The following is a 24,410-nucleotide window of genomic DNA, read 5'->3' on the forward strand; positions in this document are numbered from 1 at the left end:
ACGGAGAGAGGCTAAGCATGATCCCCTACCCCTCCGGATGATAAAAATCATAAACCGCCTGCGCGACCGCCGCGCTGACCCCGGGGGCCTTCTGCATATCCTCGAGGCTCGCGTTGCGCACCGCCCGCCCGGTGCCGAAATGCATCAGCAGCGCCTTCTTGCGCGCCGGCCCGATCCCCGGAACCTCGTCGAGCGGCGACGATCCCATCGCCTTCGCCCGCTTCTGACGATGCGCGCCAATCGCAAAGCGATGCGCCTCGTCGCGCAGCCGCTGGATGTAGAACAGCACCGCATTGTTCGGCGGCAGCGTGAATTCGCGCCCGTCGGGATAATAGAAAGTCTCGCGCCCGGCGTTGCGGTCGGGGCCCTTGGCAACCCCGACATAGGGCAGATCGTCGATCCCCAGCTCGGCGAACACCTCCGACACCGCCGACACCTGTCCCTTGCCGCCGTCGATCAGCACCAGATCCGGCCACTCGCCCTTGGTGCGCTCGGGGTCTTCCTCGATCGCGCGCGCAAAGCGGCGCTGGAACACCTCGCGCATCATCGCGAAATCGTCGCCGGGCATCGTCTCGGCGCGCTTGATGTTGAATTTGCGATACGCGCCCTTGATCCAGCCCTCGGGCCCCGCGACAACCATCGCGCCCAGTGCATTGGTGCCCTGGATATGGCTGTTGTCGTATATCTCGATCCGCTGCGGCGGATTCTCGAGGTCGAACAGATCGGCCAACTCGCGCCCCAGCTTCGCCTGCGAACTGCTCTCCGCCAGCCGCCGGTCGAGCTCCTCACCGGCATTGCGCACCGCCTGTTCGAGCAGACGGCGGCGATGCCCGCGCTGCGGCACGCTGATCTCGACCTTGCGCTCGGCCAGCGCGCCCAGCGCCTCGGACAGCAAGGCACATTCTTCGGGCTCGCGGTCGACGAGGATCAGCTTCGGCGGCGGCACGCCCTCGTAAAATTGCATCAGGAAGCTCGCCATCACCTCGGCCTCGGGCACCCCCGAAATATGCACAGGGAAGAAGCTGCGATGCCCCCAATTCTGCCCGCCGCGGATGAAGAAGCCCGCGACGCACAGTTGCCCGCCCTTCGCCGCGAGCGCGAAGACATCGGCATCACCGAGCCCGTCGGCGTGCACCGACTGGCTGCCCTGGATGAAGGTCAGCGACTTCAGCCGGTCGCGGATGACCGCCGCCTGCTCATAATCCATCGCCTCGGCGGCCCTGGTCATCGCATCGCCCAGCCGCTTCTGCACTGCGGTCGAGCGCCCTTCGAGGAAGTCCTGCGCGTCGCTCACCAGCCCGGCATAATCTTCCTTCGAAATCCGGTCGACGCATGGCGCGCTGCACCGCTTTATCTGATAGAGCAGGCACGGCCGCGACCGGTTCGAAAAGAAGCTGTCGGTGCAACTGCGCAGCAAAAAGGTCTTCTGCAGTGCGTTGAGCGTCTGCGCCACCGACCCCGCGCTCGCAAACGGCCCATAATAGCGCCCCTTCGCGCGCCGCGCCCCGCGATGCTTTTGCACCCGCGGGAAATCATGATCGGTGCGCAGCAGGATGAAGGGAAAGCTTTTGTCGTCGCGCAGCAGGACATTATACGGCGGACGATAGCGCTTGATCAGCTGCGCCTCGAGCAACAGCGCCTCGGCCTCGCTCGTCGTCGTGATGATCTCCATCGCGCGCGTCTGCGATACCATCCGCTGCAGTCGCGACGGCAGTTTCGCAACCTGCGTGTAGTTGGTCACGCGGTTTTTGAGCGCCCGTGCCTTGCCGACATAGAGCACGTCCCCGCGCGCATCGAGCATCCGGTAAACCCCCGGACGCGCGGGCAATTTGCGCACGACGCTGCGGATCGCCTCGGCGCCGCGCTCCAGATCGGGCTTGTCGCCCTCCCCGTCGCCACCGCGCATGACATAGGTCGCCTTATCCTCATTGAATCGGTCGGGAGCATTGGGGCGGGCCATGATTTTGCATGTAGGCGAAGCCGCCGCGCGTCGCCATAGTGTCGAAGGTAAAACAACATGGGAGGGGGTCTTATGGATGTTCGTGGAAAGCTCGCGCTGGTCACCGGCGGCAGCGACGGGATCGGGCGCGAGATCGCGTTGCAGCTACAGGCGGGCGGCGTCGAGGTCATCGTCACCGGACGCTCGGCCGAACGGTTGCGGGCGATGGCCGCGCTCGGCTTCGGCACCATCGCTGGCGATTTGTCGCAGGAAGCGGGAATCGACGCGGTGGTGACCGGCGTCGTGGGCAAGCCGCTCGCGCTGCTCGTCAACAATGCCGGGGTCGGCAGCGAATATGCGCCCGGCGATCCATCCACCCTGCCCGACGCGGCGCGCTGTATCGACACCAACCTCTATGCCCCGATCGCGCTCGCGACCCGCCTGCTGCCCCAACTGATGGCGCAGCCCGAAGCGACGATCGTCAACGTCACCTCAGGCCTCGCCATCGCCCCGCGCGGCGGCGGCCCGATCTATTGCGCGACCAAGGCGGGGCTGCGCAGCTTCACCCAAGCGCTGCGCTATCAGCTCAAGGACAGCGGCGTGAAGGTGATGGAGGCGCTACCCCCACTCGTCGCAACCAGCCTGACCGCCGGACGCGGCGGTAAGATGATGTCGGCCTCGGACTGCGCCGCCGAAATCGTCCGCGGGATCAAGGCGGGCAAGGCCGAGGTCAATGTCGGCCAGACCAAGATGCTGCAACTGATGCACAGCATTTCACCGGCACTCGCGCGGCGGATCATGATTAAATATTGAGAGACCGGTGCAGAGCAGCCTCCCCCAACCCTCGTCACCCCGGGCTTGACCCGGGGTCCCGCTTTTCCGATCCTCAAACAATGGAACGCGAACGGCAGGGCGGTTGGGTCTACATCATGGCCGATCGCTATCGCGGCACAATGTATGTCGGCGTGACTTCCCATCTCGCCGCACGCATCCATCAACACCTCTCAGGCGGCGGCTCCGACTTCTGCGCGCGCTACGGACTAACCCGTCTGGTCTGGGCGGAGCGTGGCGAGGATATGATCCGCTGCAACTAGACTTCTAAAAGCGCCTCAAACGCTGGCAGCGCCAATGGAAGTTCGACCTGATCGAGCGCGGCAACCCTGATTGGCAGGACATGTTCGATTTGCTCGCGTGAGAAGAAGCGGGACCCCGGATCAAGTCCGGGGTGACGATATATGGGCGTGAACAACGGGGTAGCAAGCAGGCCTCTTAATGGCTTCCAAGAGCTTCTTCGAGATGTCGCACCGCCCGTTGATAGTTCTTCACCCTTACTGAGAAGTCGGGATATGACTTTGGGGAATGGCAGATCGTTGGGAGGGAGATTCCGCCGTCCTGAGCCCCATCAAAATCCGACTGAAATCTCCGTTTTATTTCTGCCCTCAGTTTCAGGAACTTTTCATCCATCTTCCTGACACTGTCCCTCGGGCAAACGTAGATTGTTCGCTTGGATGCCTCCTCATAGGCCTGAAGGATGTCCGGTGGGATAGCCCCTCCGGCAATGACCTCTCGAGCCCCCGCCTGATTGGACTCGCTGGCGGCGAGCAATAACCCACTCGCGGCGGCCAAGAGCAACAACCTGTTCATTTGAAGGATGATAGCAAATCCAACTGTACTCCCGCAACCGGATCAACCACCTCTCCTGTTCCCCGGCGAAAGCCGGGGCCCAGTGAACTACAGGGCAAACATCGCCTTATGACACTCTGGGCCCCGGCTTTCGCCGGGGAACAGCTTTTCCGACAAACTCTTTCTCTCTCTTCCCCGTTTGTGTCGAGCAAAGTCGAGACACCTCTCACCCATGCTCTGTGCCGACGGGCATCTCGACTTCCCTCGATGCGAACGGATTTGGAAGACTCAATGGCTGACATCAATCGCCACCCACACAGCAAAACGCCCGCGGAAATCCGCGGGCGCTCTGTACTCCGGCACTGTCGCGAAAGGCCTTAGCCCTTGGCAACCGAGGCAATCGCCTGATCGATCAGCGCCTTGTCCGACGACGCATCATGCTTGTCGGCAATCAGCGCAGCGGCAGCAGCGGTCGCGGCTTTCGCCGTAGCCATGCGCACTTCGGTCAGCGCGGTGGCTTCGGCCGCAGCAATGCGGTCTTCGGCCATCTGCTTGCGGCGTCCGATCAGCGCGGTGGCGTCGGCCTTGGCCTTGGCGACCAGCGTCTCGGCTTCGGCTTCGGCGCGGGCGCGCATCTCGTCGGCTTCGCGGGCGGCAGCGGCGAGCTTCGCCTCATATTCCGCCTTCAGCGATTCGGCGTCGAGGCGGAGCTGTTCGGCTTCGTTCAGCTGCTTCGAAATCTCGGCGATCTTCTTGTCGAGCGAGGCGCCGATCATTTTCGGAACGCCCTTCCAGACCAGGATGCCGAGGAAAGCGAGCATCGCGATCGAGACCCAGACCGTTGCGTCCATACCGAATGCGGTCGGATCGGCATGGACTTCGCCCGCTGCTTCCGAGAGGATGATTGCGAAATTAGCCATGGAGCACCGCCTTTACCGCCGCCTTGGCATCCGCCGCGCCGACTTTCACGCCCGCCAGCTTGGCGACCAGGTCACCCGCTGCTTCGGCAGCAACCGATTCGATTTCGGCCATCGCCGACTTGCGGGCAGAAGCCACATCGGCTTCGGCCGCAGTCAGCTTGTCCGACAGTTCGGCGTCGACCTTCGCCAGACGCTTTTCGGCGTCCTTTGCGGCCTTGTCCTTGGCTTCGGCGACCGCTTTCTGCGCAGCGGCGCGGCTTGCGTCGCTCTGCTGGCGGTAGCTTTCTTCAATGGCATCGGCGGCGGCGTGCGCCGCTTTGGCCGCCGCCAGATCGTCTGCAACCTTACGGTCGCGGGCGTCCACCGTCGCTTCGATTTTGGGCAGCATGCCGCGGCCGATCACCAGGTAAATCCCGGCGAAGACGACCAGCAGCCAGAAGAGCTGCGAGGCAAGATACCAATTGTCAGCGGTTAGCTGGGCTATCTGGGGCATGAAAGACGGACCCTAAATTCTTGAAAAACCTGCAAAGGCGAAGCCGGTCCCCGAAAGGACCGGCACCACCCAAATCGTCTGAATTCAGACGACGAAGAGCAGGATCATCGCAACGACGAACGCCAGCAGGCCGAGAAGTTCGGCAGCGGCGAAGCCGATGAACAGGCGACCCTGCTGGCCGTCAGCGGCGGCGGGGTTGCGCAATGCGCTTTCGAGGAAGCTACCGAAAACATTGCCCACGCCGATGGCGGCCATGCCGGCACCGATTGCGGCGAGACCAGCACCGATCAGCTTTGCTGCTTCTGCGTCCATTGTAACTACTCCTTGGTGTAAACGTTTGAAAGAAAACGAACTTAGTGAAGATTGACCGCGTCGTTGATATACAGCGAGGTCAACAGGGCGAAAACATAGGCCTGGATGCCGGCGACCAGCAGCTCAAGCGCGCTGATCCCGATCATCAGGATGAAGCTCAAAACCGACACGATCGAACCGAGCCAAAGCGTCTCGGCGTTGAAGCCGTTGATCACGAAGCCCGAGAGCACTTTCAGCAGAACGTGGCCGGCGGTCATCGCGACGAAAAGACGCAGGCCGAGGCTGAACGGGCGAACCATGAACGACACGAACTCGATCGGCGCGATGATCGGGATCATCGGCAGCGGCGTGCCGTGCGGTACGAAGAGCGAGAAGAAGTGGAGCTTGTGGCGCCAGAAACCGACGACCAGAACGATCGCGAAGCTGATCAGCGCAAGAACGCCGGTGATCGCGATGTGGCTGGTGACGGTGAAGGGGTGAAGACCCAGCACGCCCAGCGGCAACATGCCGAGCAGGTTGCAGAACAGGATGAACATGAACAGCGAGAAGACATAAGGCGTATATTTGCGCCCTTCGGTCCCGATATTCTGCATCATCATGCTCGAGATGAAGCCCGTGAAGCCTTCGACCGCGGCCTGCCAGCGACCCGGAACGAGCTGACGGCGCATGCCGCCCCACATGAAGATGCCAAGTGCGATGGCCGCAACAACCATCCACAGCGCACTGTTCGTGAACAGGATTTCGTGCCCGCCCAGGTTGAAGCCGCCGCCAAGCGGCGTCACCTCGAACTGGTGCATCGGGTCGATTTTGCCGGATTCCGCCGCCACTATTCACTCCACGCGCATTGCGGAACGGCTTTATCGGCCGCCCCGTCCAAAAATTACTTGCGTCCCCGTTACTTACGGGGCGTCGAAGAGATGCGGATGATGTTCCGAAAGGCAACGATAATGCCCAGGAACAACATCCCCAACAAACCCCAGGGCGACGTGCCGACGATGCGATCGATCAGCCAGCCGAACAGCCCGCCCCCGATCATACCGCCCAACAGTTCCGCCAGAACCCGATTTCCGAGCCGATAATTGGCATCGGATTCCGGTCCGGCGTTCACCGCGGTCCGTTTCGCTTCTGCGGCTTCGGCCCGGTCCAATCGCTCTTCGAGCGAGACCAGGCGCGAATCCTCCGAAGTTGGTTCCGGATCGCTGCCGTTCCCCGTCATCTTCTGCCATCCTCCTTAAACAGAGCCGAAAGCCTTCGATTCTGCCTACAAAAAAAGGCCCGAAAACTCGGGAGACCCCTAAGGCGCGGTCCGTTTAGGAATGACGCCCCATTAAGTCAATGCCTGCAACAATGTCTTTGCTGCAGCGCGCAAAAATGCCGCCGCGTTTAGGGGCGCGGCGGCATGAAAGGGCCCGCAGGCCCCCCTTGGAAACCTGGGTTTTTACGGGCAGCGCGAATCCCGCACCGGCGGACTGCCGTCGCGGGTCTTCCAGCTGCCGTCGGGCGCCTGATATTTTTCGCCCGGCTTGGTCTGGGCGATCAGATTGCATCCGCTGGTAAAGGCGAATTGCTCGACCGTGCTGCCGGTCGCCTGCGCGCGCTCGGTATAGGCGGCCTTGCGCTTGATATTCAGATCCTGGACCAGCGCCCGGATCGCCGGGGTCGGGCTGCTTGCGAAGCCCAGATAGCCGTCGGGCTGCTCGCCGATCTGCCCGTCTGCGCGCGCCGCGGCATAGGCCGGATCGCGCTGCGCCATGGCCGAGGGCACCGCGAAGGCAACCGCAGCGGTGGTGACAATCGCGGCCAGCGCCAGGCCAGTGGGTTTCCAATGTTTCAAACGCATATCCATTCCATTCCCTGTCAGAATATCTCGCTATTCTGCTCGATCAGCTTCTTGGCATCGCCATCCAGCCTGTACACGATTTCTTGCTTGATGTTGATGTTCAGGTTGATTTCAATCGGCTTGTCGGGCGTTTCGATCTGGACGCAGCCAGCCAGCGCCGCCGCTCCCGTCACGATTGCCAGACATTTTGCACCGATGGCCTGCCTCCTTGCCTGTTCGTTGGTCATCTTCATCGCATGGGCTCGCTTTCTGGGGGCTGAACGGGTGCGGCTGCACCCTTTTTGGCGGCTTCGGCCTCTTCCTGCGCGCGCATCAAGGCCGGTAGATTCTGTTCGATAAAGATCGTCGGGTCGTAAAATCCCTTTGCCGACGTCAGCAGCTGGCGGAAAGGCGCGGTGATCTTGATGTTGAACACCAAGGGCAGCTTCGCGACCTGATTGGTCAGGAAATTGCGCGTCGCGCCCTCGCCCTGCCCCACGCCGCCAAAGCGGATATCGGTGATCATTTCGCCGTCGAGGTCGCCGTTCATGATGATCGACAAATCATCATATTTCAGGCTCCGCAGCGCACCAAAGGCAAAATTGGCGATCGCGCCCAGATTGCGGTTCGACAATTCGCCGACATAGGCGAGCGTGCCCCCGCTGCCGCGCGAATCGATTCGCCCACCGACGATTCGTCCGCCCAGCCCATCGAACTCGACCGGCAGCGTCCCGTCGAATACGCCCGTCGCATTGATATTCTCGAACCCGAAGCTCTGCAGGAACACCGCGGCATCGACCCCGACGATGTCGAACGACAGCCGCCGCGGCTCGGTCGCGTTAAAATCGAGCGTCGCCGGGTGAAGCAGCAACTGGCCGCCCGCAAAGGGCCAGCTGCCCCCCTCGACCCGGACCTTATTGTCGCCGAGCAGACGATATTCGATCGTTCCGTCGACCACCGGGATGCCCGGATTAATCTCCTTGATCCGCGCGATCTGCCCCGGCGCGGTGCGCAAATTGATCAGATCGTCAAAGGTCAGCGTCGTCGTCAGCCCGGTCACCGGACCGAAAGCTGCGGCAAGGCTGGTGTCGGCGGTGGCAAAGGTGCCGCGGCTCGTAACCCCGTCGGCAGTCCAGTCGATACGGCCATCGCCGACCACCGCACCTTGCACATTGGCGACGACACCGAGCGCCAGGCTGGTCAGCTTGTCGGGCTGGAACGCATCGCCAAAGCGCAATTCCCTCACCGCCAGATCGGCAAAGCCCGTTGCATCGTCCAGCCGGTGACGGATCACCGTGTCGAGGACCTTGGTCCCGGTCTTTTGCTCGCTGAATCCCGCGGTCGCGTCGATCACCCCGTCTGCGAAGCGCAGTTGCGCGTTCTTGCTGACCAGCGGGAAGAAGCGCGGGTCGGGCGCGGCGTCGGTCAGCAGCAACCCGCCATCGAGCGACAGCGCCCCGCCCGCCCAGCGCCATTGCCCGCCAATCTCGCTCATGTTCAGCGGTACCGCGCCAATCTTGCCGCGCGCGCCGACGAGGTCGCCCGCCATCCCTTGCGCCGTCCCGTGGCCCGTCAGCCTGTCGGCGGCGAAGCGCGTCACGCTCTCCCCTTCCCCCAGACGGATGTCGGCGCGCGCCAGCGACCAGCGCATCGCAGCGAGGTCGATTTGCGCCGGACCGCTATCGAAAGCGAAGGGTGAAGCCCCGCTATTCCCGCGCAGCTTGAGCCCGGGAATCCGAATATCGCCGCGCAGCCCGCCCGGCCCGGCGCTGAACAAAGGCGCGCCCGGGCGGCTACACAGGTCGATCGCGGTCGATGCCAGCCGGAACCCCGCAACTTCGACCCGCTCGGCCGCGACCCGGCTGCACCCGCCGTTCAACGCCAGCGCGCCCGTGGGTGCCAGAAAGCCGTTCAGCGGCACACGCAGCCGCTCGACGCGTCCACCGGCGAGCGGCCCCGACAGGTCGGCAGAGGTTGCAAAGCGCAAAAGGCCGTTGCGGTCGCCCGAAAAGCGCACCGGCTCCAAAGTCAGGCGCGAACCCACGGCACTATAGGGCTCGAGGCTCGCCAGCCCCGTGACCGACCCGTCGGCACTCCGGTCGAGGCGCATCGTGCCGGTGGGAAGGTCGCCGCCGCCAAAGCTCCAGCGGCCCGACGCCAGCACGGCGGGCTGCGCCGCGCCATAAAGATAGCCGACGCGGCTGTCGGCGCTGCCGGTGAAATGCGCGCCGCTCGCGCTCGTCAGTTTCGGCGCGATCAGGTCGATCCGCGCCGACGGCCCTTCGCCGAGCAGCGCGAATTCGGCGCTCCCGCTCGCGTCCGCCAATACCCGGCTGAGCGCAAGACTGGCCTTTGCAGCCAGCGGTCCGACCGGCGTTTCGCCAAGGCCGCGGGCGCCCTCCGCAATCGAGCGCCGAACAGCATCGCTGCCGCTCGCGCGGGCAAAGCTGATCCGGCCATCAAGCCGCGGGGCGCCGCTGCCGACAAGGCCCCTGGCGTCGAGACTGAGCGTTTCGGCCGCGAAATCGGCGCCGCGCAGCCGCGCCATATCGGCATCGATCGCCAGCCTGGTTTGCACCGCGGTCCCGTCGAAGCGCGCCAGCACCCCCAGGTGATCGGCCCGCACCGGCCCGGCGACCAGCCGCGCAATGCTCGCATCGGCCGTTCCCTTCCAGCTTTGCAAGTCTTCCGACAGGGACAGGTCGAGCGCGATCTGCGGCGCGCTCGCGCGGACATCATCATCGGCGCAGGCTAGGCTCGCCCCGCGCAGCGGCCCGACCAGCTGCGGCCGCACGTCGCGCACCAGCACCGTGCCATAAAAGCTGACACCCTCCCCGCGGCAACCCGCCGCGGCGATATGCGGCGCGACGAGCGCGAGCTTGCCAGTAAAGTCGGTGCGTAAATTGCCGCCACCGTTCAGCGCGGCGCCGATATTGCCCCACGGCGTCTCGACCCGCGCCCGCGCATCTCGCAGCGCCACGGCAAGGTCGGGCAAGGCAAAGGGGTCTTTGCTCGTCGGGTCGCGAAACTTGTCGAGCGAACCAAAGGACAGCCGCCCATCGGCGAAACGGCCATAAAGCCGGACGCCTTCAGCCTTGATCCCCGAAATATAAGGGCCCGACCAGCCATAACCGAGCGTGACGACCACCGATTTTGCGGTCAGGTCGGGGTGCGCCGGGTCGCCAATGACAATGTTCGACAGCCGTTCGCTGCGAAAACCAATGTCATCGATCGTATAGCGCGCAGGAACGCTGCGGCTCTCAAGCTGATCGCGAATGAACCTATCGGCGATCGGCTCGCGCGCCAGCCATGCCACCGCGACGAGCACGCCTACCGCACCGGCGGTCAGCCAGCGCTTCTTGAACAGGATGCTTCTATGTCGCCACCGGGGCTTCGGCGCTTCTTGCGTATCGATCATATGATGGCCGCGACAGCCTGCGCGCCGGGGAAAAGGGGAACGGACGATGACGTCATGGCGTAGTTATATCGTCCTCCGGCCCACATGGCATTCAGGGCAGCAACGCAGGAAATCTCGTTTCGCTGCAAGAAATTGCTCCGGATTGCCATCATCCTTTCCTATGCCCGTTGAGTGTGGGTCACAAGGCGGTTATTCCTCCTTCCATGGGGGACGTACCGGATCATCAGGGGCACCGCGCGCGGCTACGCACCCGTCTGCTCGATGACGCTGATGGGCTGGCCGATTATGAGCTGGTCGAATATCTGCTCGCCCTCGCCATCCCGCGCCGCGACACCAAGCCGCTCGCCAAGGCGCTGCTGCGTGAATTTGGTTCGCTGGCGCAGTTGATCGCTGCCGATCCCGAATCGCTGCGCCGCGTCGATGGCATGGGCGAAACCGCGATCGCGGCGCTGAAAATCGTCCAGGCCGCAGGCCTCAGGATGCTCAAGGGCGAATTTCGCGACAAGCCCTTGCTCTCCAGCTGGGACGCGCTGCTCGACTGGCTGCGCGCCGACATGGGACCGATCGACGTCGAACGTGTCCGCGTCCTTTATCTCAATGCCCGTAACATGCTGATCCGCGACGAGCTGGCCAGCGAAGGGTCGATCGACCAGTCGGCGATCTATGTCAGGGAGGTTATCAAACGCGCGCTCGAACTCGGCGCGTCGGCGATCATCCTGGTGCATAACCACCCGAGCGGTAGCCCCGAACCCAGTCGGCAAGATATCGCCATCACTCGCGACATCGCCGAAGCCGCGGCGAAACTCGGCATTGCGCTGCATGACCATATCATCATCGGCGGCGCGGATCACCGAAGCTTTCGCGCGATGGGACTGCTTTAGGCCGTAAATCTCCTCTCCTTCGTCATGCCGGGCTTGACCCGGACCCGCCTTTTTCCTTCAGGACAGGCCGGCCCGGCATCAAGTCCGGGGTGACGATGTGGGTGGCGTTGCTCATGCATATCCAAGCAATCTCAACACCCCACCGTCACATCGTTTGACTTGCTGCCCCGGACGCACCATCTTCGCGCCATGCAGATTCGACCGAGCCTTTTCCGGATCAACCTCCACGCGGGTCAACTTCTCGCGGGCATTTAGCCCCGGGTTCCGGTGCGTCTCGCCCCGAGCCCGGGGCGAAATCTCCATATATTTGCAGGCAGGGCCGCCCATCCGTGCGCCCGCCCACCCGGAAAGCTATATCCATGACAAAGCGTAATGCGGCCAAGCGGCCGCCCATCCATATGATCGACTCCGAAGCCGACACCCTCACCGAATTGGCCATTGCGCGTCAGGAGCGCACGCCGCAGGTCAGCGACCTGCTGCTCGAGGAAATCGGCCGCGCCAAAATCTATGTTGCCGCTAAAATTCCCGCCGACGTCGTCACCATGGGTTCGACCGTCGCCTTCGTCGACGACGCCAATGGCGGTTCACGCACCGTTGCACTCGTTTATCCCGGCGATGCCGATATCTCGGCGGGGCGCATTTCGATCATGACTCCCATCGGTGCCGGATTGATCGGCATGCGCGAGGGGCAGGACATATTATGGCCCGATCGCGACGGCCACGAACGCAAATTGTCGATCGTCACCGTCGTTCAGCCAAAGTGAGCGGGCGGCGATTGCCCGGCCTGTTCGGTCGGCACGCCGCATATTTTCTGTCTCCCGTCATTTTTCGCCCTTTCCTTTCGTCATTCCCGAGACGGGAAAGGGCGAAAGGGAGCAGGATGCCTCATCCATCGACCGCACACAGCAATACGGCCGCCGGATCACTCCGACGGCCGCATCCTCCCACAAGGGGCGTTGTTTAGGCGCCGCGCGACAGGAAGCCGGTCAATTCGGTCTTGCTGACGCTCTTGGACTTGTCGCCATCGGCGGCGGCAAAGGCCTGCCCGATCCACGTTTTCACATCAGCCGATTCGGGATCGACCGACGGATCCGTGGCCGCGCGTAGCTTCTTCATCCAAGCACCAAATTCCGCCTCATTCAGATCGCCGGTTGAATCGGCGTCATAGGTCGGAAATTCCTGATCGACGATTTGTGCCACCTGAGTAGGCGTTGCTGCGGTTCCCGACGGAGCCGGCTGGCCCGATGCGGGCGCGGGCTGTGTCGAGGCGTCAGGGGCCGGTGCAGGCTCCGAAGCCGGCGGCGGCGCCGTCGGATCGCTGGCGGGAGGCGCCGCTTGAGCCACAGCCGGAAAGCTCATGGCGGCGGCACCGATCAAAAGCATCTGTTTCAACATCATCTTACTCCTGCATCATCGCCTTGGGCTCGGCATCGGGCTCCGATTCCGTGTCGGGTTCGGGGGCCGGTGCAGGCTCGGCGGTCGGGGGGACCGGCTCAGCGGCCGGGGGCGTGTCGGTGGGTGCGGGGGTGCCGTCCGGTGCAGGCGCGGGTGCATCGGTCGGTGCGGGCTGCGACGTCGTCGGCTGATCGCCGGTCGGTTCCGCCGTCTGTGCCAATGCCGGGAAACTCACGGCGGCCGCGCCGATCAAAAGCATCTGTTTAATCACTCATCTTCTCCTGTAGCGGCGGCAGAGTTGGTTGCGACCCACCACCTTTTCGAAAGGGACATGGGGGCAACCACCGGTGTCCGACGAAGGTTGCGATGTCGCAGGATTTGGAGAAACGCCCCGTCCCTGCTACGGGGCGGCCCATCGCGGTTCCGCGCAGTTTCCGCGATAAAACGTCATAAAAGGAAGGAAAATCAATGGTTCCGCGTTACGCACGGCCGGACATGACCGCTATCTGGTCGGCCGAGAATCGCTTTCGTATCTGGTTCGAGATCGAGGCGCATGCGACCGACGCGCTCGCGGAGCTTGGCACCGTCCCCAAATCCGCCGCAAAGGCGCTGTGGGATTGGTGGGCCACCAACCCCGTCATCGACGTCGCCGCGATCGACGCGATCGAGGCTGTCACCAAGCATGACGTCATCGCCTTCCTGACCTGGGTCGCCGAAAATGTCGGCGAAGAAGCGCGCTTCATGCATCAGGGTATGACCAGCAGCGACGTGCTCGACACCTGCCTCGCGGTACAACTCGCGCAGGCCGCCGACCTCCTGCTCGCCGACCTCGACGCGCTCCTCGAAGCGATCAAGCGCCGCGCCTATGAACATAAAATGACGCCGACGATCGGGCGCAGCCACGGCATCCACGCCGAACCCGTCACCTTCGGGCTCAAGCTCGCGCAGGCCTATGCCGAGTTCGAACGCTGCAAGACGCGGCTCATCGCCGCGCGCGCCGACATTGCGACCTGCGCCATCTCGGGCGCCGTCGGCACTTTCGCCAACATCGACCCGCGCGTCGAAGCGCATGTCGCCGCCAAGCTCGGCCTTGCGATCGAGCCTGTCTCGACGCAGGTCATCCCGCGCGACCGCCACGCGATGTTCTTCGCGACGCTGGGCGTCATCGCCGGCTCGATCGAACGCCTCGCGACCGAAGTCCGCCATTTGCAGCGCACCGAAGTGCTGGAGGCCGAGGAATATTTCTCGCCCGGCCAAAAGGGTTCATCGGCGATGCCGCACAAGCGCAACCCGATCCTTACCGAAAACCTCACCGGCCTTGCGCGCATGGTGCGCAGCGCCGTCGTCCCGGCGCTCGAAAATGTCGCGCTCTGGCACGAACGCGACATCAGCCATTCGTCGGTCGAACGTTTCATCGGCCCCGACGCAACGATCACCCTCGACTTCGCGCTCGGCCGCCTCACCGGCGTGATCGACAAGCTGCTCGTCTATCCCGAACGGATGCAGAAGAATCTCGACCGCATGGGCGGCCTCGTCCACTCGCAGCGCGTTCTCCTCGCGCTGACGCAAGCGGGCGCGAGCCGCGAGGAAAGCTATGTCCTCGTTCAGCGCAACGCGATGAAGGTGTGGGACAGTGACGGCCAGCTTTCGCTGCTCGAACTGCTCAAGGCCGATGCCGACGTGACCGCCAAACTCTCGGCTGAACAGCTCACCGACCTGTTCGACCTCGGCTATCATATGAAGCATGTCGACACGATCTTCGACCGCGTGTTCGGCTAAACCCAAATCCTCCCTGTCGCGAAGCGATGGGGAGGGGGACCGCTCGCAAAGCGAGTGGTGGAGGGGCCGGCGCCAAAGCTCCTCCGTCAGCGGCTGGGGCCGCTGCCACCTCCCCATGCCTTCGGCACAGGGAGGATCGAACGCTGCGGGACTGGAAACCCGCGCCAAAGTCGCATAGGTAGCGGAACCGGGCCGATTGAGGGAGCAAGCCAAAGTGGGAATCCTGCGAACGATCATCTGGGTCTTGCTGACCGCCATCCTCGTTATTTTCGCGATGGCGAACTGGCTGCCGGTCACCGTCACCATCTGGCCCGGCGAGGTGCTCGACACCAAATTGCCGGTCCTGATCCTCGGCGCCTTCCTGATCGGCGCCGTGCCGATGTGGATCGCACTGCGCACCGCGCGCTGGACAATGAAACGCCGCCTCGACGCCAGCGAGCGCCAGCTCGCCGACCTTCGCGCCATGGCGAACCGCGCTGCCGAACCCGCGCCGCCCATCGCCGCGCCCGCGGCAACCCCCGCCAACGACAGCCCCACCTTACCTCTGGAGACACCATGAGTTCGCCGCTTTATCTCGCCATCGACACCCCGCAGCTCGATAGCGCGCTGGCGCTGGCGCAAAAGGTGCGGCACCATGTCGGCGGGCTGAAGCTCGGGCTCGAATTTTTCTGCGCCAACGGCCATCATGGCGTCCATGAAATGGCGAAGATCGGCCTGCCGATCTTCCTCGACCTCAAGCTCCACGATATTCCGAACACCGTCGCCAAGGCGGTGCAGGCGCTGCGCCCGCTCGAACCCGCGATCCTCACCGTTCACGCCGCAGGCGGCCGCGCAATGATGGAAGAGGCAAAGGCGGTGGCGGGCCTGAACACCAAGGTCGTCGCGGTGACCGTGCTGACCAGCCTCGACGCCCCCGATCTCGATGACATCGGGGTCGGCGGAACCCCGCATGACCAGGTCGTGCGCCTCGCAGCCCTCGCCCGCCAGTCGGGCCTCGACGGCATCGTCTGCTCGGGTCAGGAAGTGAAGGCGGCGCGCAAGGTCTGGCCGGGCGGCTTTTTCGTCGTCCCCGGCGTGCGTCCGGCGGATGGCAAGGCGGGCGACCAGAAACGCATCGTCACGCCTGCACAGGCGATGGGCGACGGCGCCTCGATCCTCGTCGTCGGCCGCCCGATCAGCCAGTCGCCCGATCCCGATCTGGCTGCGCGCGCCATCGAAGCGACGCTTTAACGCCCATAGGGCGATCTCTACCCCCGTTCGTGTCGAGCGCAGTCGAGACACCCAGAGTGCGTGCACCAGCGATGGGCATCTCGACTGCGCTCGATGCGAACGGATCAGGAAACAGGACCAGAGTTCAGATCATGTCCCCATTCGTCAAAATCTGCGGGCTGTCGACGCCCGAAACCATCGATGCCGCTATCGATCTCGGTGCGACACACATCGGCCTGGTCCATTATGCGCCCAGCCCGCGCCACGTTGACCTCAAGACCGCCGCCGCGCTGCGTCAGCGCGCCGCCGGACGCGCCAAGGTCGCGCTCCTGCTCGTCAACGCGTCGCAAAAGGAAACGAGCGACGCGCTCGCGGCGATCCGCCCCGACATCATCCAGTTTCACGGCACTGAAACACCGGAATGGCTGGCAACGGTCAAGCGCCTCGTCCCTGCCGAAATATGGAAAGCTGTCGGCCTCAAGGATGCCGGGACGCTCGACCGGATCGAACAATATCGCGGTATCGCCGACCGCATCCTGTTCGACGCGCCCGCACAGGCGCTGCCCGGCGGCACCGGCACCCGCTTCGACTGGTCGCTGCTCAAAAACCACCGGCACAGCATGGACTGGGGCGTCGCCGGCGGCCTCACCCCCGACAATGTCGCGCAGGCGATCGCCGAAACCGGCGCGCCGCTGGTCGACGTCTCGTCGGGCGTCGAAAGCGCGCCGGGCGTCAAGGATGTGGACAAGATCGCCGCTTTCCTTAAAGCGGCCGGGCTATGACAGACTTGCCCAACAGCCTTCGCAGCCAGCCAGACGCGCGCGGCCATTTCGGTGACTTCGGCGGGCGCTATGTCGCCGAAACGCTGATGCCGCTGATCCTCGACCTCGAACGCCATTATCGCGCGGCGCAGATCGACCCGGAGTTCAAGGCCGAGTTCGACTATCTGCTCAAACATTATGTCGGCCGCCCCAGCCCACTATGGTTCGCCGAGCGGCTGACCGAGGATCTCGGCGGCGCGAAAATCTATCTGAAGCGCGAGGATCTCAACCACACCGGCGCGCACAAGATCAACAATTGCATCGGCCAGATCCTGCTCGCCAAGCGGATGGGCAAGCAAAAGATCATCGCCGAAACCGGCGCCGGTCAGCATGGCGTCGCCACCGCGACCGTCGCCGCGCTCTTCGGTCTGCCCTGCACCATCTTCATGGGCGCAGTCGATGTCGCGCGGCAGCAACCCAATGTGTTCCGCATGAAATTGCTCGGCGCCGAAGTCGTCGCGGTCGAATCGGGCGCCAAGACGCTCAAGGACGCGATGAACGAGGCGCTGCGCCACTGGGTCGCAAACGTCCACGATACCTTCTACATCATCGGCACCGTCGCCGGCCCGCACCCCTATCCCGAGCTCGTCCGCGACTTCCAGTCGGTGATCGGCACCGAAGCGCGCGAACAGATCCTCGAGGCCGAGGGCCGCCTGCCCGACATGCTCATCGCCCCCGTCGGTGGCGGATCGAACGCGATCGGCCTCTTCCACCCCTTCCTCGATGACGAAAGCGTCGAGATCGTCGGGGTCGAAGCCGCGGGCGAAGGCCTTGAGGGCAAACATGCCGCCAGCCTCGCGGGCGGCAAGCCGGGCATCCTCCACGGCAACAAAACCTATCTGCTCCAGGACGAAGACGGCCAGATTACCGAGGCGCACAGCATCTCGGCCGGCCTCGATTATCCGGGCATCGGCCCCGAACATAGCTGGCTCCACGACATCGGCCGCGCCCGCTATGTCCCCGTCACCGACACCGAAGCGCTCGCCAGCTTCCAGCGCCTGTGCAAGCTCGAAGGCATCATCCCGGCGCTCGAAAGCGCGCACGCGATCGCCGCCGCCGAACGCATCGCGCCGACGATGGACAAGGACAAGATCATCATCGTCAACCTGTCGGGACGCGGCGACAAGGACATCTTCACTGTGGCGGATGCGCTGGGGGTGGAGCTTTAGAATGAGAATCCGCCCCAGAGAGGCAGCGCGATACGCTCTGTTGTTCTTTCCTGGTTACATATTGCTCTACCTAGCCGGGAGTTTGCTCTTTTCGGAATTGCCCAATGACCGGTCGGATTGGACGAATCTCGGTATCAAAGCTGCCGTCTGGACCGTCGTTCTCAGCATCATCATGACAGCATATCGGAAGCCAAAATGACCCGCTTCACCACCGCCTTCGGCAAGCCGCACCCCGCGCTCGTCGCCTTCATCACCGCGGGTGATCCGACCCCCGCCGACACCGGCGCGATCCTCGACGCGCTCGTCGCGGGCGGCGCCGACGTGATCGAGCTGGGCATGCCCTTCACCGATCCGATGGCCGACGGCCCCGCAATTCAGGCCGCGAATTTGCGCAGCATGGCCGCGGGCACCAGAACCGCCGACATCTTCGCAATCGCCGCCGCCTTCCGCTCGCGTCACACGGACGTCCCGCTCGTCCTGATGGGCTATGCCAATCCGATGACGATCCGCGGCGGCGACTGGTTCGCCGCCGAATGTAAAAAAGCTGGCATCGACGGCGTCATCTGCGTCGACATCCCTGCAGAGGAAGACCCCGAACTCGGCCCCGCGCTCCGCGCCGCCGGGGTCGACCTGATCCGCCTCGCCACCCCGACCACCGATGCCGCGCGGCTTCCCGCCGTGCTCGAAGGCGCGGGCGGCTTCCTCTATTATGTCTCGGTCGCCGGGATCACCGGGCTGCAACAGGCTGCACAGGCGAGCATCGACGAAGCCGTCGCGCGCCTCAAGGCCACCACCGACCTCCCCGTCGCGGTCGGCTTCGGCGTCCGCACCCCTGAACAGGCCGCCGAAATCGCCAAGGTCGCCGACGGCGTCGTCGTCGGATCGGCGCTGGTCGAAATCATCGCAAAGCATGGCGCCGACGCCCCGGCCCATGTCGAAGCCTTCACCCGTTCGCTCGCCGATGCTATCCACGGCGCAAAGGAGATCGCCGCATGAGCTGGCTCGACCGCGTTCGCAACGCCCTGCCCTTCGCCGCCAAGCGCGATACCGCCGACAATCTCTGGCACAAATGCCGCCAGTGCCAGCAGATGGTGTTCGTCAAGGAATGGGAAGATAATCTCAACGTCTGTCCGCGCTGCGAACATCATGACCGCATCGGCGCGACCGAGCGCTTCGCGCAGCTGTTCGACGGCGGCATCCACGAACTGATCCCGGCGCCCGCCGCGCCCGAAGATCCGCTGAAATTCCGCGACACCAAAAAATATGTCGACCGCATCAAGGCCGCGCGCACCGCGACCGGCGACCGCGACGCTTATCAGAATGGTTTCGGCCGCATCTCGGGCCAGCCCGTCGTCATCGGCGTTCAGGACTTCGCCTTCATGGGCGGATCGATGGGGGTCGCCGTGGGCGAAGCCTTTGTCGCCGGCGTCGAACAGGCAATCAAGCGCGGCACCCCCTATATCGCGATCACCGCCGCCGGCGGCGCACGGATGCAGGAAGGCACGCTGTCGCTGATGCAGATGCCGCGCGCCACCGTCGCGCTCGCGCGTCTGCGCCGCGCAGGCCTGCCTTATATCGTGCTGCTCACCGATCCGACCACGGGCGGCGTCACCGCCAGCTATGCGATGCTCGGCGACGTGCAGATCAGCGAACCCAAGGCGCTGATCGGCTTCGCGGGCCAGCGCGTGATCGAAAATACGATCCGCGAAAAGCTGCCCGAAGGCTTCCAGCGTGCCGAATATCTGCTCGATCACGGAATGATCGACATGGTCGTCGCGCGCAAGGATCTGCCCGAAACATTGGGCCGCCTGATCGGCTATCTCGCGCCCGAAAAGGCCGCCTGACCAACGTCGCAACGAAGCGCCAGCTCTCTATTCTCGTCACCCCGGACTTGATCCGGGGTCCATGCAGCCTGTGCGGCAAATGGATGCCGGATTAAGTCCGGCATGACGAAAACGAGGGAGGCTGACGACAACTTCACGATCAAGGCTCGATATAAATGCCCGACCACGCCCACAGCACCGACCCCGCGGTCCAGACCCAGCTTGATCGCCTCGCCGCGCTCTCGCCGGGCCGTGACATCCTCGGCCTCGAACGCATCGCCGAAATCTGCAACCGCCTCGGCAATCCGCAAAATCAGCTCCCACGCACCTTTCACGTCGCGGGCACCAACGGCAAAGGCTCGACCTGCGCCTATCTTCGCGCAATCCTCGAAGCCGACGGCCGCACGGTCCACAGCTACACCAGCCCGCATCTCGTCCGCTTCAACGAGCGCATCCGCCTCGCCGGAACGCTGATCGACGACGCGCTCCTCGCCGCGCTGCTCGAAGAAGTGCTGAACGCATCTGAAGACCTGCAAGCGAGCTTCTTCGAAGTCACCACCGCCGCCGCCTTGCTCGCTTTCGCGCGCACGCCCGCAGACGATGTCATCATCGAAGTCGGCCTCGGCGGCCGCCTCGACGCGACCAACATCATCCCCGCCCCCGCAGTCTGTGGCATCGCCTCGCTCGGCATCGACCATGAGGCTTTCCTGTTGGCGCCCGAGGCTGGAACCCCGGACGACCCCGCCGTCCGCATCGCTTGGGAAAAGGCCGGGATCATCAAGCCAAGCGCGCGTGTCGCAACCCTTGCTTATCCCGCACCGCTGACTCAGATCATAGCCCAGCGCGCCGCCGAGGCTGGCACCACGCTCTTTTCCGAAGGCACCGACTGGTCGGTCGAACTCGAAACCGACGGTTTCCGCTGGACCTCAAACCTCGGCGATGTCGCCGAAACGCTGCGCCCGCGCATGACCGGCGCGCACCAGACGCGCAACGCCGGGCTCGCAATCGCGATGCTCCACCTCGCCGAACCGCGCCCAAGCGACGCTGCCATTGCGCGCGGTGTCGCCGACGCCTTCTGGCCGGGACGCATGCAATTGCTGTGCAGCGGCCCGCTCACGACGCGCATGCCCGATAGCCATAATATCTGGGTCGACGGCGGCCATAATCTCGACGCCGCGCACCAACTCGCCGCCCTCATCGGCCAGACCCTCGCCCGCCGCGAGCCGATCGACCTCATCCTCGGCATGCTTGCCAACAAGGACGCCGCGGGTTTCCTCGCACTGCTCGCGCCGCACATCGGCAAGCTCGTAGCCGTCCCGATCCCCGGTCACGAACACCACGCCCCCGCCGACCTCACCCAGATCGCCCGCGACGCCGGAATCGCGCATGTATCGGCGCAGGACGACCTGCCGTCCGCCATTCGCGCGCTCTCGACCGACAGCCCGGCGCGCAACATATTGATCGGCGGCTCGCTCTACCTCGTCGGCCAGGCGCTCGAACTCAACGAGGAATTTCCGGCTTAAAATCCTCCCTGTGCCGCCGGCATGGGGAGGTGGCAGCGCGAAGCGCTGACGGAGGGGCTATGACGCACCGTTGCGCCCCCTTCACCACCGCTTCGCGGCGGTCCCCTTCCCCATCGCTTCGCGACAGGGAGAATCAAACTCCCGCCCGATTATCCTGCGCCGTCTTCGGTGCCTTGCCTTTCCACGCCAGCAACATGCCGACGACAAAAGCGGTAAGCGACACGGCGAGAATATGGGTGCCAAGGTCGAGCTGCTGATACAGCAGCACCCCGACGAGGCCCGCAACGATCGCCCCGAAACCGACAATCCGCCACGCGCCGACCGGCTGCTTGAGTTCCTGCGCATCAACCACTTTGGTCTGGCGGACGCCCTCGACGACATAGCCCTTGTGCCACAGCATCCACAGCAGCAGCATGCCCGGGATCGCCGCGGCGACCGTGAAGCCCCAGAAACCCACCCAGCCGAGCTTCTCGGCAACGATCCCGGCAGGCCCGGCCATGAAGGTCCGCCCGACCCCGGCAAAGGACGACAGCAGCGCGAACTGGGTTGCGGTATAGGCGATGTTCGACAGGCCGGAGAGATAGGTGGCGAAGACCGTCAGGCCGATCCCGCTCGTCATATTCTCGGTCACGATCGCCGCGACCAGCATCCAGTAACTGTTGCCGGTGGCCGCCAGGATCATGAACATGACGTTCGAAAACATCATCATCAGGCCCGAAATCAGCAGCGCGCGCCCCATGCCGAGCCACAGCAGAAAAGGTGCGCCCAGCGCCGACCCGACGATCAGGGCGCCAAAACCCCACAGCTTGTTCGCCGAAATATAGTCGAGGTCAGGAAAACCCAGATCGACGATCATCGGCCCCAGCATCGTCTGTCCCATCGCGTCGCCGACCTTATAGACGAGGACGAAACCAAGGATCAGGAATGCGCCGTGCCGCGTCAGGAACTCGCGGAACGGGTTGACGACCGCCTCGGTCAGCCATTGGCCCGCCTTCATGCCCCCGGCATGCTCGAACCGGTCGACGAATTTCCCCGGCCCCGCCCACAGCGCGCCGATGATAGCCGGAACGATGCAAAAGGCGGTCAGGCCATAGGCGGTCGCCCAGCCGAGCCCCAGCCCTTCGTTCGACGCAAAATAGATCGTGCCGGCACCCGCGATCAGATTACCCGTGCGATATCCGAACTGGTTGGTCGCGGTGCCGTGGGCAAACTCATCCTCTTCGAGGATTTCGATGCGATAGGCGTCAATGACGATGTCCTGCGTCGCGGACAAAAAGGCCGTAATCAGCGCCCAGACGGCAAACAGGCCGATGTCGCCGGGCTGCGGATTGCTCGCGCCCAGCTGCCAGATCGCGACGAACAGCAACGCCTGAATGAAGAACAGCCAGCCGCGCCTTTGGCCGAACGCCTTGGTCAGAAACGGCAGCGGCAGCTTGTCGACCAGCGGCGCCCACAGGAACTTCAGCGTATAGGGAATGCCCAGCGCGACCGCGAAGCCGATCGTCGCCGTATCAATCCCCACCTTGGCGAGCCAGAAGGTCATCGTCGCGATCAACAACGTCAGTGGAAAGCCGCTCGATATGCCGAGCAGAAAGGTGATCATCGGGTTTTTGCGCAAATAGGGGCGGAACGCCGGAACCGACAGCGCGACGATCACCAACCCGCCCAGGATCGCCACGAAAATGATAAACCGACTCAGATCAACTGACATAGCGTCGCCCCCTGCGCAGCCGCTTTGCGGATGCGATTGTTCCGAATTATGGGCCTAAAGCCTTGGGGACAAATTGGAAGCGGGGAAATGGCGACCGGACGGCCTGCGCCATCATCTCGTCGCGGCTCAGGCGGCCTTGGGCTGCCAATAGGTCTGGAGCCCGCTCACCTTGCGCGCCGGCTTGTTCTTGCACAGCATCGTCTCGATCGCATGCACCGCGCCCAGAAGCGCCGAGGCGCTGTGCGGTTTGTTCAGGCAGGCAAGCGCAATATCGCCCGCATCATCGGGACAGCTGCCGGTGACCAGCAATACCGCGATACCGCGATCGCGCGCCAGCCGCGCAACGTCGCGCCCGCTCATATGTCCCGCAAGCTGAAGGTCGAGGACGATGGCGTCGAGTTGCTCGCCAGCCAATATGCCGACCGCCGCCTCGCCCGAATCGACCGTCGCGACGACGTCATATCCGCCATGTTTCAGCGTCCGCTCATTGTCGAACGCGACCAGCGGATCATCTTCAATGATCAGCAGCCGCTTGATGCACGACGGGCGGGACGCGAAGAGCATTATGTACTCCCTTTAACGGCCCCATGCCGCGCTCCGGGCCGTCCTGCAAGATTGCTTCTGCTTGCCATCGACGAAGCGACCACTTTCCGGCTATGAGCGTGATCGTAAAGCCACAGTATCGTGGCCAATAACGACAAGAAAGCCGCATCCGTTCCCATGACGACCCGTCGCCCTCCCCGTTCCGCCCCCGATCGCGACGCTCCGCGCGACGCCCCCCGTGGCCGCCGCGCCGCTCGCGCCGACTCGTCCGCGCGCAAACCGAAGCCCGATGAGGGCGAACGCGAAGAGGAAGGTCCGCAGCGTATCGCCAAGCTGCTCGCCCGCGCCGGGGTCGGCTCGCGCCGCGACGTCGAACGCATGGTTGAGGAAGGCCGCATCGCGCTCAACGGCCAGCTCATCGTCCACCCCGCGCCGCTGCTCACCTCGCTCGAAGGGCTGACCGTCGACGGCGAACCCGTCGCCAAGCCCGTCTCGACGCGCCTCTACCGCTTCCACAAGCCCGCCGGCTGCATCACCGCCGCGCGCGATCCCAAGGGCCGCAAGACGATCTATGATCTTCTGCCCAAGGGCCTGCCGCGTCTGATGCCCGTCGGCCGCCTCGACTATAATACCGAGGGGCTGCTGCTGATGACCAACGACGGCGAGTTCAAGCGCCAGCTCGAACTTCCCGCCAGCGGGGTCGAGCGCACCTATCGCGCCCGCGCCTTCGGCGACATTAGCCAGACGCAGCTCGAGGAACTCGCGATGGGGATCACCATCGAAGGAGTCACCTACGGCAAGATCGACGCCAACCTCGAACGCCGCACCGGGCGCAACCAATGGGTCGAAATGACGCTGACCGAGGGCAAGAACCGCGAAGTCCGCAAGGTGCTCGAACATTTCGGGCTTCAGGTCAGCCGCCTGATCCGCACCCGCTACGGCGTGTTCGAACTCGACGGCCTGCCGATGGGCGCGGTCGATGTCGTGCCGCGCGACGAATTGTTCAAATTCCGCCGGCATCTCGGCTGATGG

The 24,410-nt window shown here is 64.1% G+C and carries 25 protein-coding genes and 1 pseudogene; 13 read left to right on the forward strand and 13 right to left on the reverse strand.

Features of this window, described 5'->3' with window-relative positions:
• Positions 1–25: 25 nt before the first annotated feature.
• Entirely contained in the window at positions 26–1,960 is a 1,935-nt protein-coding gene (uvrC, locus tag CDQ91_RS02575) for an excinuclease ABC subunit UvrC (protein ID WP_088471116.1), read from the reverse strand.
• A gap of 72 nt (positions 1,961–2,032) precedes the next feature.
• Between uvrC and CDQ91_RS02580 the strand changes: the two genes are divergently transcribed.
• Positions 2,033–2,752 carry an SDR family oxidoreductase gene (locus CDQ91_RS02580; protein WP_088471117.1) on the forward strand — a complete coding sequence of 240 codons (720 nt, stop codon included), beginning with the start codon at positions 2,033–2,035 and terminating at the stop codon, positions 2,750–2,752.
• An 80-nt stretch (positions 2,753–2,832) separates the two neighbouring features.
• Positions 2,833–3,134, forward strand: a pseudogene (locus CDQ91_RS02585) (GIY-YIG nuclease family protein).
• An 805-nt stretch (positions 3,135–3,939) separates the two neighbouring features.
• On the opposite strand, the gene CDQ91_RS02595 reads toward CDQ91_RS02585, so the two are convergent.
• From CDQ91_RS02595 to CDQ91_RS02630, 8 genes are all read right to left on the reverse strand, one after another.
• A complete protein-coding gene (locus CDQ91_RS02595; protein ID WP_088471119.1) occupies positions 3,940–4,482 on the reverse strand; it encodes a F0F1 ATP synthase subunit B family protein in 543 nt (180 codons plus the stop codon).
• Complete coding sequence (locus tag CDQ91_RS02600; protein ID WP_088471120.1) at positions 4,475–4,975, reverse strand: F0F1 ATP synthase subunit B family protein; 501 nt, start codon at positions 4,973–4,975, stop codon at positions 4,475–4,477. Before CDQ91_RS02600 ends, CDQ91_RS02595 begins: the two co-directional genes overlap by 8 nt.
• An 84-nt stretch (positions 4,976–5,059) precedes the next feature.
• Entirely contained in the window at positions 5,060–5,287 is a 228-nt protein-coding gene (locus CDQ91_RS02605; RefSeq protein ID WP_003044110.1) for a F0F1 ATP synthase subunit C, read from the reverse strand.
• A 41-nt stretch (positions 5,288–5,328) separates the two neighbouring features.
• Positions 5,329–6,114 (reverse strand): F0F1 ATP synthase subunit A, encoded by a 786-nt coding sequence (locus CDQ91_RS02610; protein WP_088471121.1) that lies wholly within the window; start codon positions 6,112–6,114, stop codon positions 5,329–5,331.
• Between the two features lie 68 nt (positions 6,115–6,182).
• On the reverse strand, positions 6,183–6,503 hold the full coding sequence (locus CDQ91_RS02615) for an AtpZ/AtpI family protein (RefSeq protein ID WP_088471122.1): 321 nt from the start codon (positions 6,501–6,503) through the stop codon (positions 6,183–6,185).
• Positions 6,504–6,725: 222 nt separating this feature from the next.
• Positions 6,726–7,127, reverse strand: a complete 402-nt coding sequence (locus CDQ91_RS02620; RefSeq protein ID WP_088471420.1) for a YdbL family probable chaperone protein — start codon at positions 7,125–7,127, stop codon at positions 6,726–6,728.
• Between the two features lie 17 nt (positions 7,128–7,144).
• Positions 7,145–7,360, reverse strand: a complete 216-nt coding sequence (locus CDQ91_RS02625; RefSeq protein WP_419722534.1) for a YnbE family lipoprotein — start codon at positions 7,358–7,360, stop codon at positions 7,145–7,147.
• Positions 7,357–10,524: an intermembrane phospholipid transport YdbH family protein gene (locus CDQ91_RS02630; protein ID WP_237245783.1), complete on the reverse strand. Its 3,168-nt coding sequence runs from the start codon at positions 10,522–10,524 to the stop codon at positions 7,357–7,359. Before CDQ91_RS02630 ends, CDQ91_RS02625 begins: the two co-directional genes overlap by 4 nt.
• Positions 10,525–10,727: 203 nt before the next feature.
• Between CDQ91_RS02630 and radC the strand changes: the two genes are divergently transcribed.
• A complete protein-coding gene (gene radC / locus CDQ91_RS02635) occupies positions 10,728–11,405 on the forward strand; it encodes a RadC family protein (RefSeq protein WP_088471123.1) in 678 nt (225 codons plus the stop codon).
• A 359-nt stretch (positions 11,406–11,764) separates the two neighbouring features.
• Entirely contained in the window at positions 11,765–12,169 is a 405-nt protein-coding gene (gene rnk, locus CDQ91_RS02640) for a nucleoside diphosphate kinase regulator (protein ID WP_088471124.1), read from the forward strand.
• A 196-nt stretch (positions 12,170–12,365) separates the two neighbouring features.
• Here rnk and CDQ91_RS02645 read toward each other — a convergent pair whose 3' ends face one another.
• Together CDQ91_RS02645 and CDQ91_RS21525 are read right to left on the reverse strand one after the other, a co-directional pair.
• Positions 12,366–12,803, reverse strand: a complete 438-nt coding sequence (locus CDQ91_RS02645) for an EF-hand domain-containing protein (RefSeq protein ID WP_237245784.1) — start codon at positions 12,801–12,803, stop codon at positions 12,366–12,368.
• Between the two features lies 1 nt (position 12,804).
• Positions 12,805–13,071 (reverse strand): hypothetical protein, encoded by a 267-nt coding sequence (locus CDQ91_RS21525; protein WP_174688457.1) that lies wholly within the window; start codon positions 13,069–13,071, stop codon positions 12,805–12,807.
• 197 nt (positions 13,072–13,268) lie between these two features.
• Here CDQ91_RS21525 and purB point away from each other — a divergent pair, with 197 nt between their 5' ends.
• The 8 genes from purB to CDQ91_RS02695 all read left to right on the forward strand — a co-directional run bounded on the left by purB (position 13,269) and on the right by CDQ91_RS02695 (position 21,124).
• Positions 13,269–14,579, forward strand: a complete 1,311-nt coding sequence (gene purB / locus CDQ91_RS02655) for an adenylosuccinate lyase (protein ID WP_088471125.1) — start codon at positions 13,269–13,271, stop codon at positions 14,577–14,579.
• A gap of 214 nt (positions 14,580–14,793) precedes the next feature.
• Positions 14,794–15,138 carry a lipopolysaccharide assembly protein LapA domain-containing protein gene (locus CDQ91_RS02660; RefSeq protein ID WP_088471126.1) on the forward strand — a complete coding sequence of 115 codons (345 nt, stop codon included), beginning with the start codon at positions 14,794–14,796 and terminating at the stop codon, positions 15,136–15,138.
• On the forward strand, positions 15,135–15,809 hold the full coding sequence (gene pyrF, locus CDQ91_RS02665; RefSeq protein WP_088471127.1) for an orotidine-5'-phosphate decarboxylase: 675 nt from the start codon (positions 15,135–15,137) through the stop codon (positions 15,807–15,809). Before CDQ91_RS02660 ends, pyrF begins: the two co-directional genes overlap by 4 nt.
• Before the next feature lie 131 nt (positions 15,810–15,940).
• Entirely contained in the window at positions 15,941–16,570 is a 630-nt protein-coding gene (locus CDQ91_RS02670; RefSeq protein WP_088471128.1) for a phosphoribosylanthranilate isomerase, read from the forward strand.
• Positions 16,567–17,778 carry a tryptophan synthase subunit beta gene (gene trpB, locus CDQ91_RS02675; RefSeq protein ID WP_088471129.1) on the forward strand — a complete coding sequence of 404 codons (1,212 nt, stop codon included), beginning with the start codon at positions 16,567–16,569 and terminating at the stop codon, positions 17,776–17,778. The genes CDQ91_RS02670 and trpB overlap by 4 nt, the downstream gene beginning before the upstream one ends.
• Before the next feature lie 195 nt (positions 17,779–17,973).
• A complete protein-coding gene (gene trpA, locus CDQ91_RS02685; RefSeq protein WP_088471131.1) occupies positions 17,974–18,774 on the forward strand; it encodes a tryptophan synthase subunit alpha in 801 nt (266 codons plus the stop codon).
• A complete protein-coding gene (gene accD / locus CDQ91_RS02690; protein ID WP_088471132.1) occupies positions 18,771–19,622 on the forward strand; it encodes an acetyl-CoA carboxylase, carboxyltransferase subunit beta in 852 nt (283 codons plus the stop codon). The genes trpA and accD overlap by 4 nt, the downstream gene beginning before the upstream one ends.
• Before the next feature lie 155 nt (positions 19,623–19,777).
• Complete coding sequence (locus tag CDQ91_RS02695; protein ID WP_088471133.1) at positions 19,778–21,124, forward strand: bifunctional folylpolyglutamate synthase/dihydrofolate synthase; 1,347 nt, start codon at positions 19,778–19,780, stop codon at positions 21,122–21,124.
• Between the two features lie 133 nt (positions 21,125–21,257).
• On the opposite strand, the gene CDQ91_RS02700 is transcribed toward CDQ91_RS02695, so the two are convergent.
• Entirely contained in the window at positions 21,258–22,835 is a 1,578-nt protein-coding gene (locus tag CDQ91_RS02700; protein ID WP_144036669.1) for an AmpG family muropeptide MFS transporter, read from the reverse strand.
• 126 nt (positions 22,836–22,961) lie between these two features.
• Positions 22,962–23,399, reverse strand: coding sequence for a response regulator (locus tag CDQ91_RS02705; protein WP_088471134.1), 438 nt, complete (start codon positions 23,397–23,399; stop codon positions 22,962–22,964).
• Between the two features lie 156 nt (positions 23,400–23,555).
• Here CDQ91_RS02705 and CDQ91_RS02710 point away from each other — a divergent pair, with 156 nt between their 5' ends.
• A complete protein-coding gene (locus CDQ91_RS02710; RefSeq protein WP_088471135.1) occupies positions 23,556–24,407 on the forward strand; it encodes a pseudouridine synthase in 852 nt (283 codons plus the stop codon).
• Positions 24,408–24,410: the final 3 nt, after the last annotated feature.

Source organism: Sphingopyxis witflariensis (assembly GCF_002205635.1).
GTDB lineage: Bacteria > Pseudomonadota > Alphaproteobacteria > Sphingomonadales > Sphingomonadaceae > Sphingopyxis > Sphingopyxis witflariensis.

Coding starts and splice junctions, on each gene's coding strand:
- uvrC (WP_088471116.1), bottom strand. CDS start 1,960: ATGGCCCGCCCCAATGCTCCCGACCGATTCAATGAGGATAAGGCGACC.
- CDQ91_RS02580 (WP_088471117.1), top strand. CDS start 2,033: ATGGATGTTCGTGGAAAGCTCGCGCTGGTCACCGGCGGCAGCGACGGG.
- CDQ91_RS02595 (WP_088471119.1), bottom strand. CDS start 4,482: ATGGCTAATTTCGCAATCATCCTCTCGGAAGCAGCGGGCGAAGTCCAT.
- CDQ91_RS02600 (WP_088471120.1), bottom strand. CDS start 4,975: ATGCCCCAGATAGCCCAGCTAACCGCTGACAATTGGTATCTTGCCTCG.
- CDQ91_RS02605 (WP_003044110.1), bottom strand. CDS start 5,287: ATGGACGCAGAAGCAGCAAAGCTGATCGGTGCTGGTCTCGCCGCAATC.
- CDQ91_RS02615 (WP_088471122.1), bottom strand. CDS start 6,503: ATGACGGGGAACGGCAGCGATCCGGAACCAACTTCGGAGGATTCGCGC.
- CDQ91_RS02620 (WP_088471420.1), bottom strand. CDS start 7,127: ATGCGTTTGAAACATTGGAAACCCACTGGCCTGGCGCTGGCCGCGATT.
- CDQ91_RS02625 (WP_419722534.1), bottom strand. CDS start 7,360: ATGAAGATGACCAACGAACAGGCAAGGAGGCAGGCCATCGGTGCAAAA.
- CDQ91_RS02630 (WP_237245783.1), bottom strand. CDS start 10,524: ATGATCGATACGCAAGAAGCGCCGAAGCCCCGGTGGCGACATAGAAGC.
- radC (WP_088471123.1), top strand. CDS start 10,728: ATGGGGGACGTACCGGATCATCAGGGGCACCGCGCGCGGCTACGCACC.
- rnk (WP_088471124.1), top strand. CDS start 11,765: ATGACAAAGCGTAATGCGGCCAAGCGGCCGCCCATCCATATGATCGAC.
- CDQ91_RS02645 (WP_237245784.1), bottom strand. CDS start 12,803: ATGATGTTGAAACAGATGCTTTTGATCGGTGCCGCCGCCATGAGCTTT.
- purB (WP_088471125.1), top strand. CDS start 13,269: ATGGTTCCGCGTTACGCACGGCCGGACATGACCGCTATCTGGTCGGCC.
- pyrF (WP_088471127.1), top strand. CDS start 15,135: ATGAGTTCGCCGCTTTATCTCGCCATCGACACCCCGCAGCTCGATAGC.
- CDQ91_RS02670 (WP_088471128.1), top strand. CDS start 15,941: ATGTCCCCATTCGTCAAAATCTGCGGGCTGTCGACGCCCGAAACCATC.
- trpB (WP_088471129.1), top strand. CDS start 16,567: ATGACAGACTTGCCCAACAGCCTTCGCAGCCAGCCAGACGCGCGCGGC.
- trpA (WP_088471131.1), top strand. CDS start 17,974: ATGACCCGCTTCACCACCGCCTTCGGCAAGCCGCACCCCGCGCTCGTC.
- accD (WP_088471132.1), top strand. CDS start 18,771: ATGAGCTGGCTCGACCGCGTTCGCAACGCCCTGCCCTTCGCCGCCAAG.
- CDQ91_RS02695 (WP_088471133.1), top strand. CDS start 19,778: ATGCCCGACCACGCCCACAGCACCGACCCCGCGGTCCAGACCCAGCTT.
- CDQ91_RS02700 (WP_144036669.1), bottom strand. CDS start 22,835: ATGTCAGTTGATCTGAGTCGGTTTATCATTTTCGTGGCGATCCTGGGC.
- CDQ91_RS02705 (WP_088471134.1), bottom strand. CDS start 23,399: ATGCTCTTCGCGTCCCGCCCGTCGTGCATCAAGCGGCTGCTGATCATT.
- CDQ91_RS02710 (WP_088471135.1), top strand. CDS start 23,556: ATGACGACCCGTCGCCCTCCCCGTTCCGCCCCCGATCGCGACGCTCCG.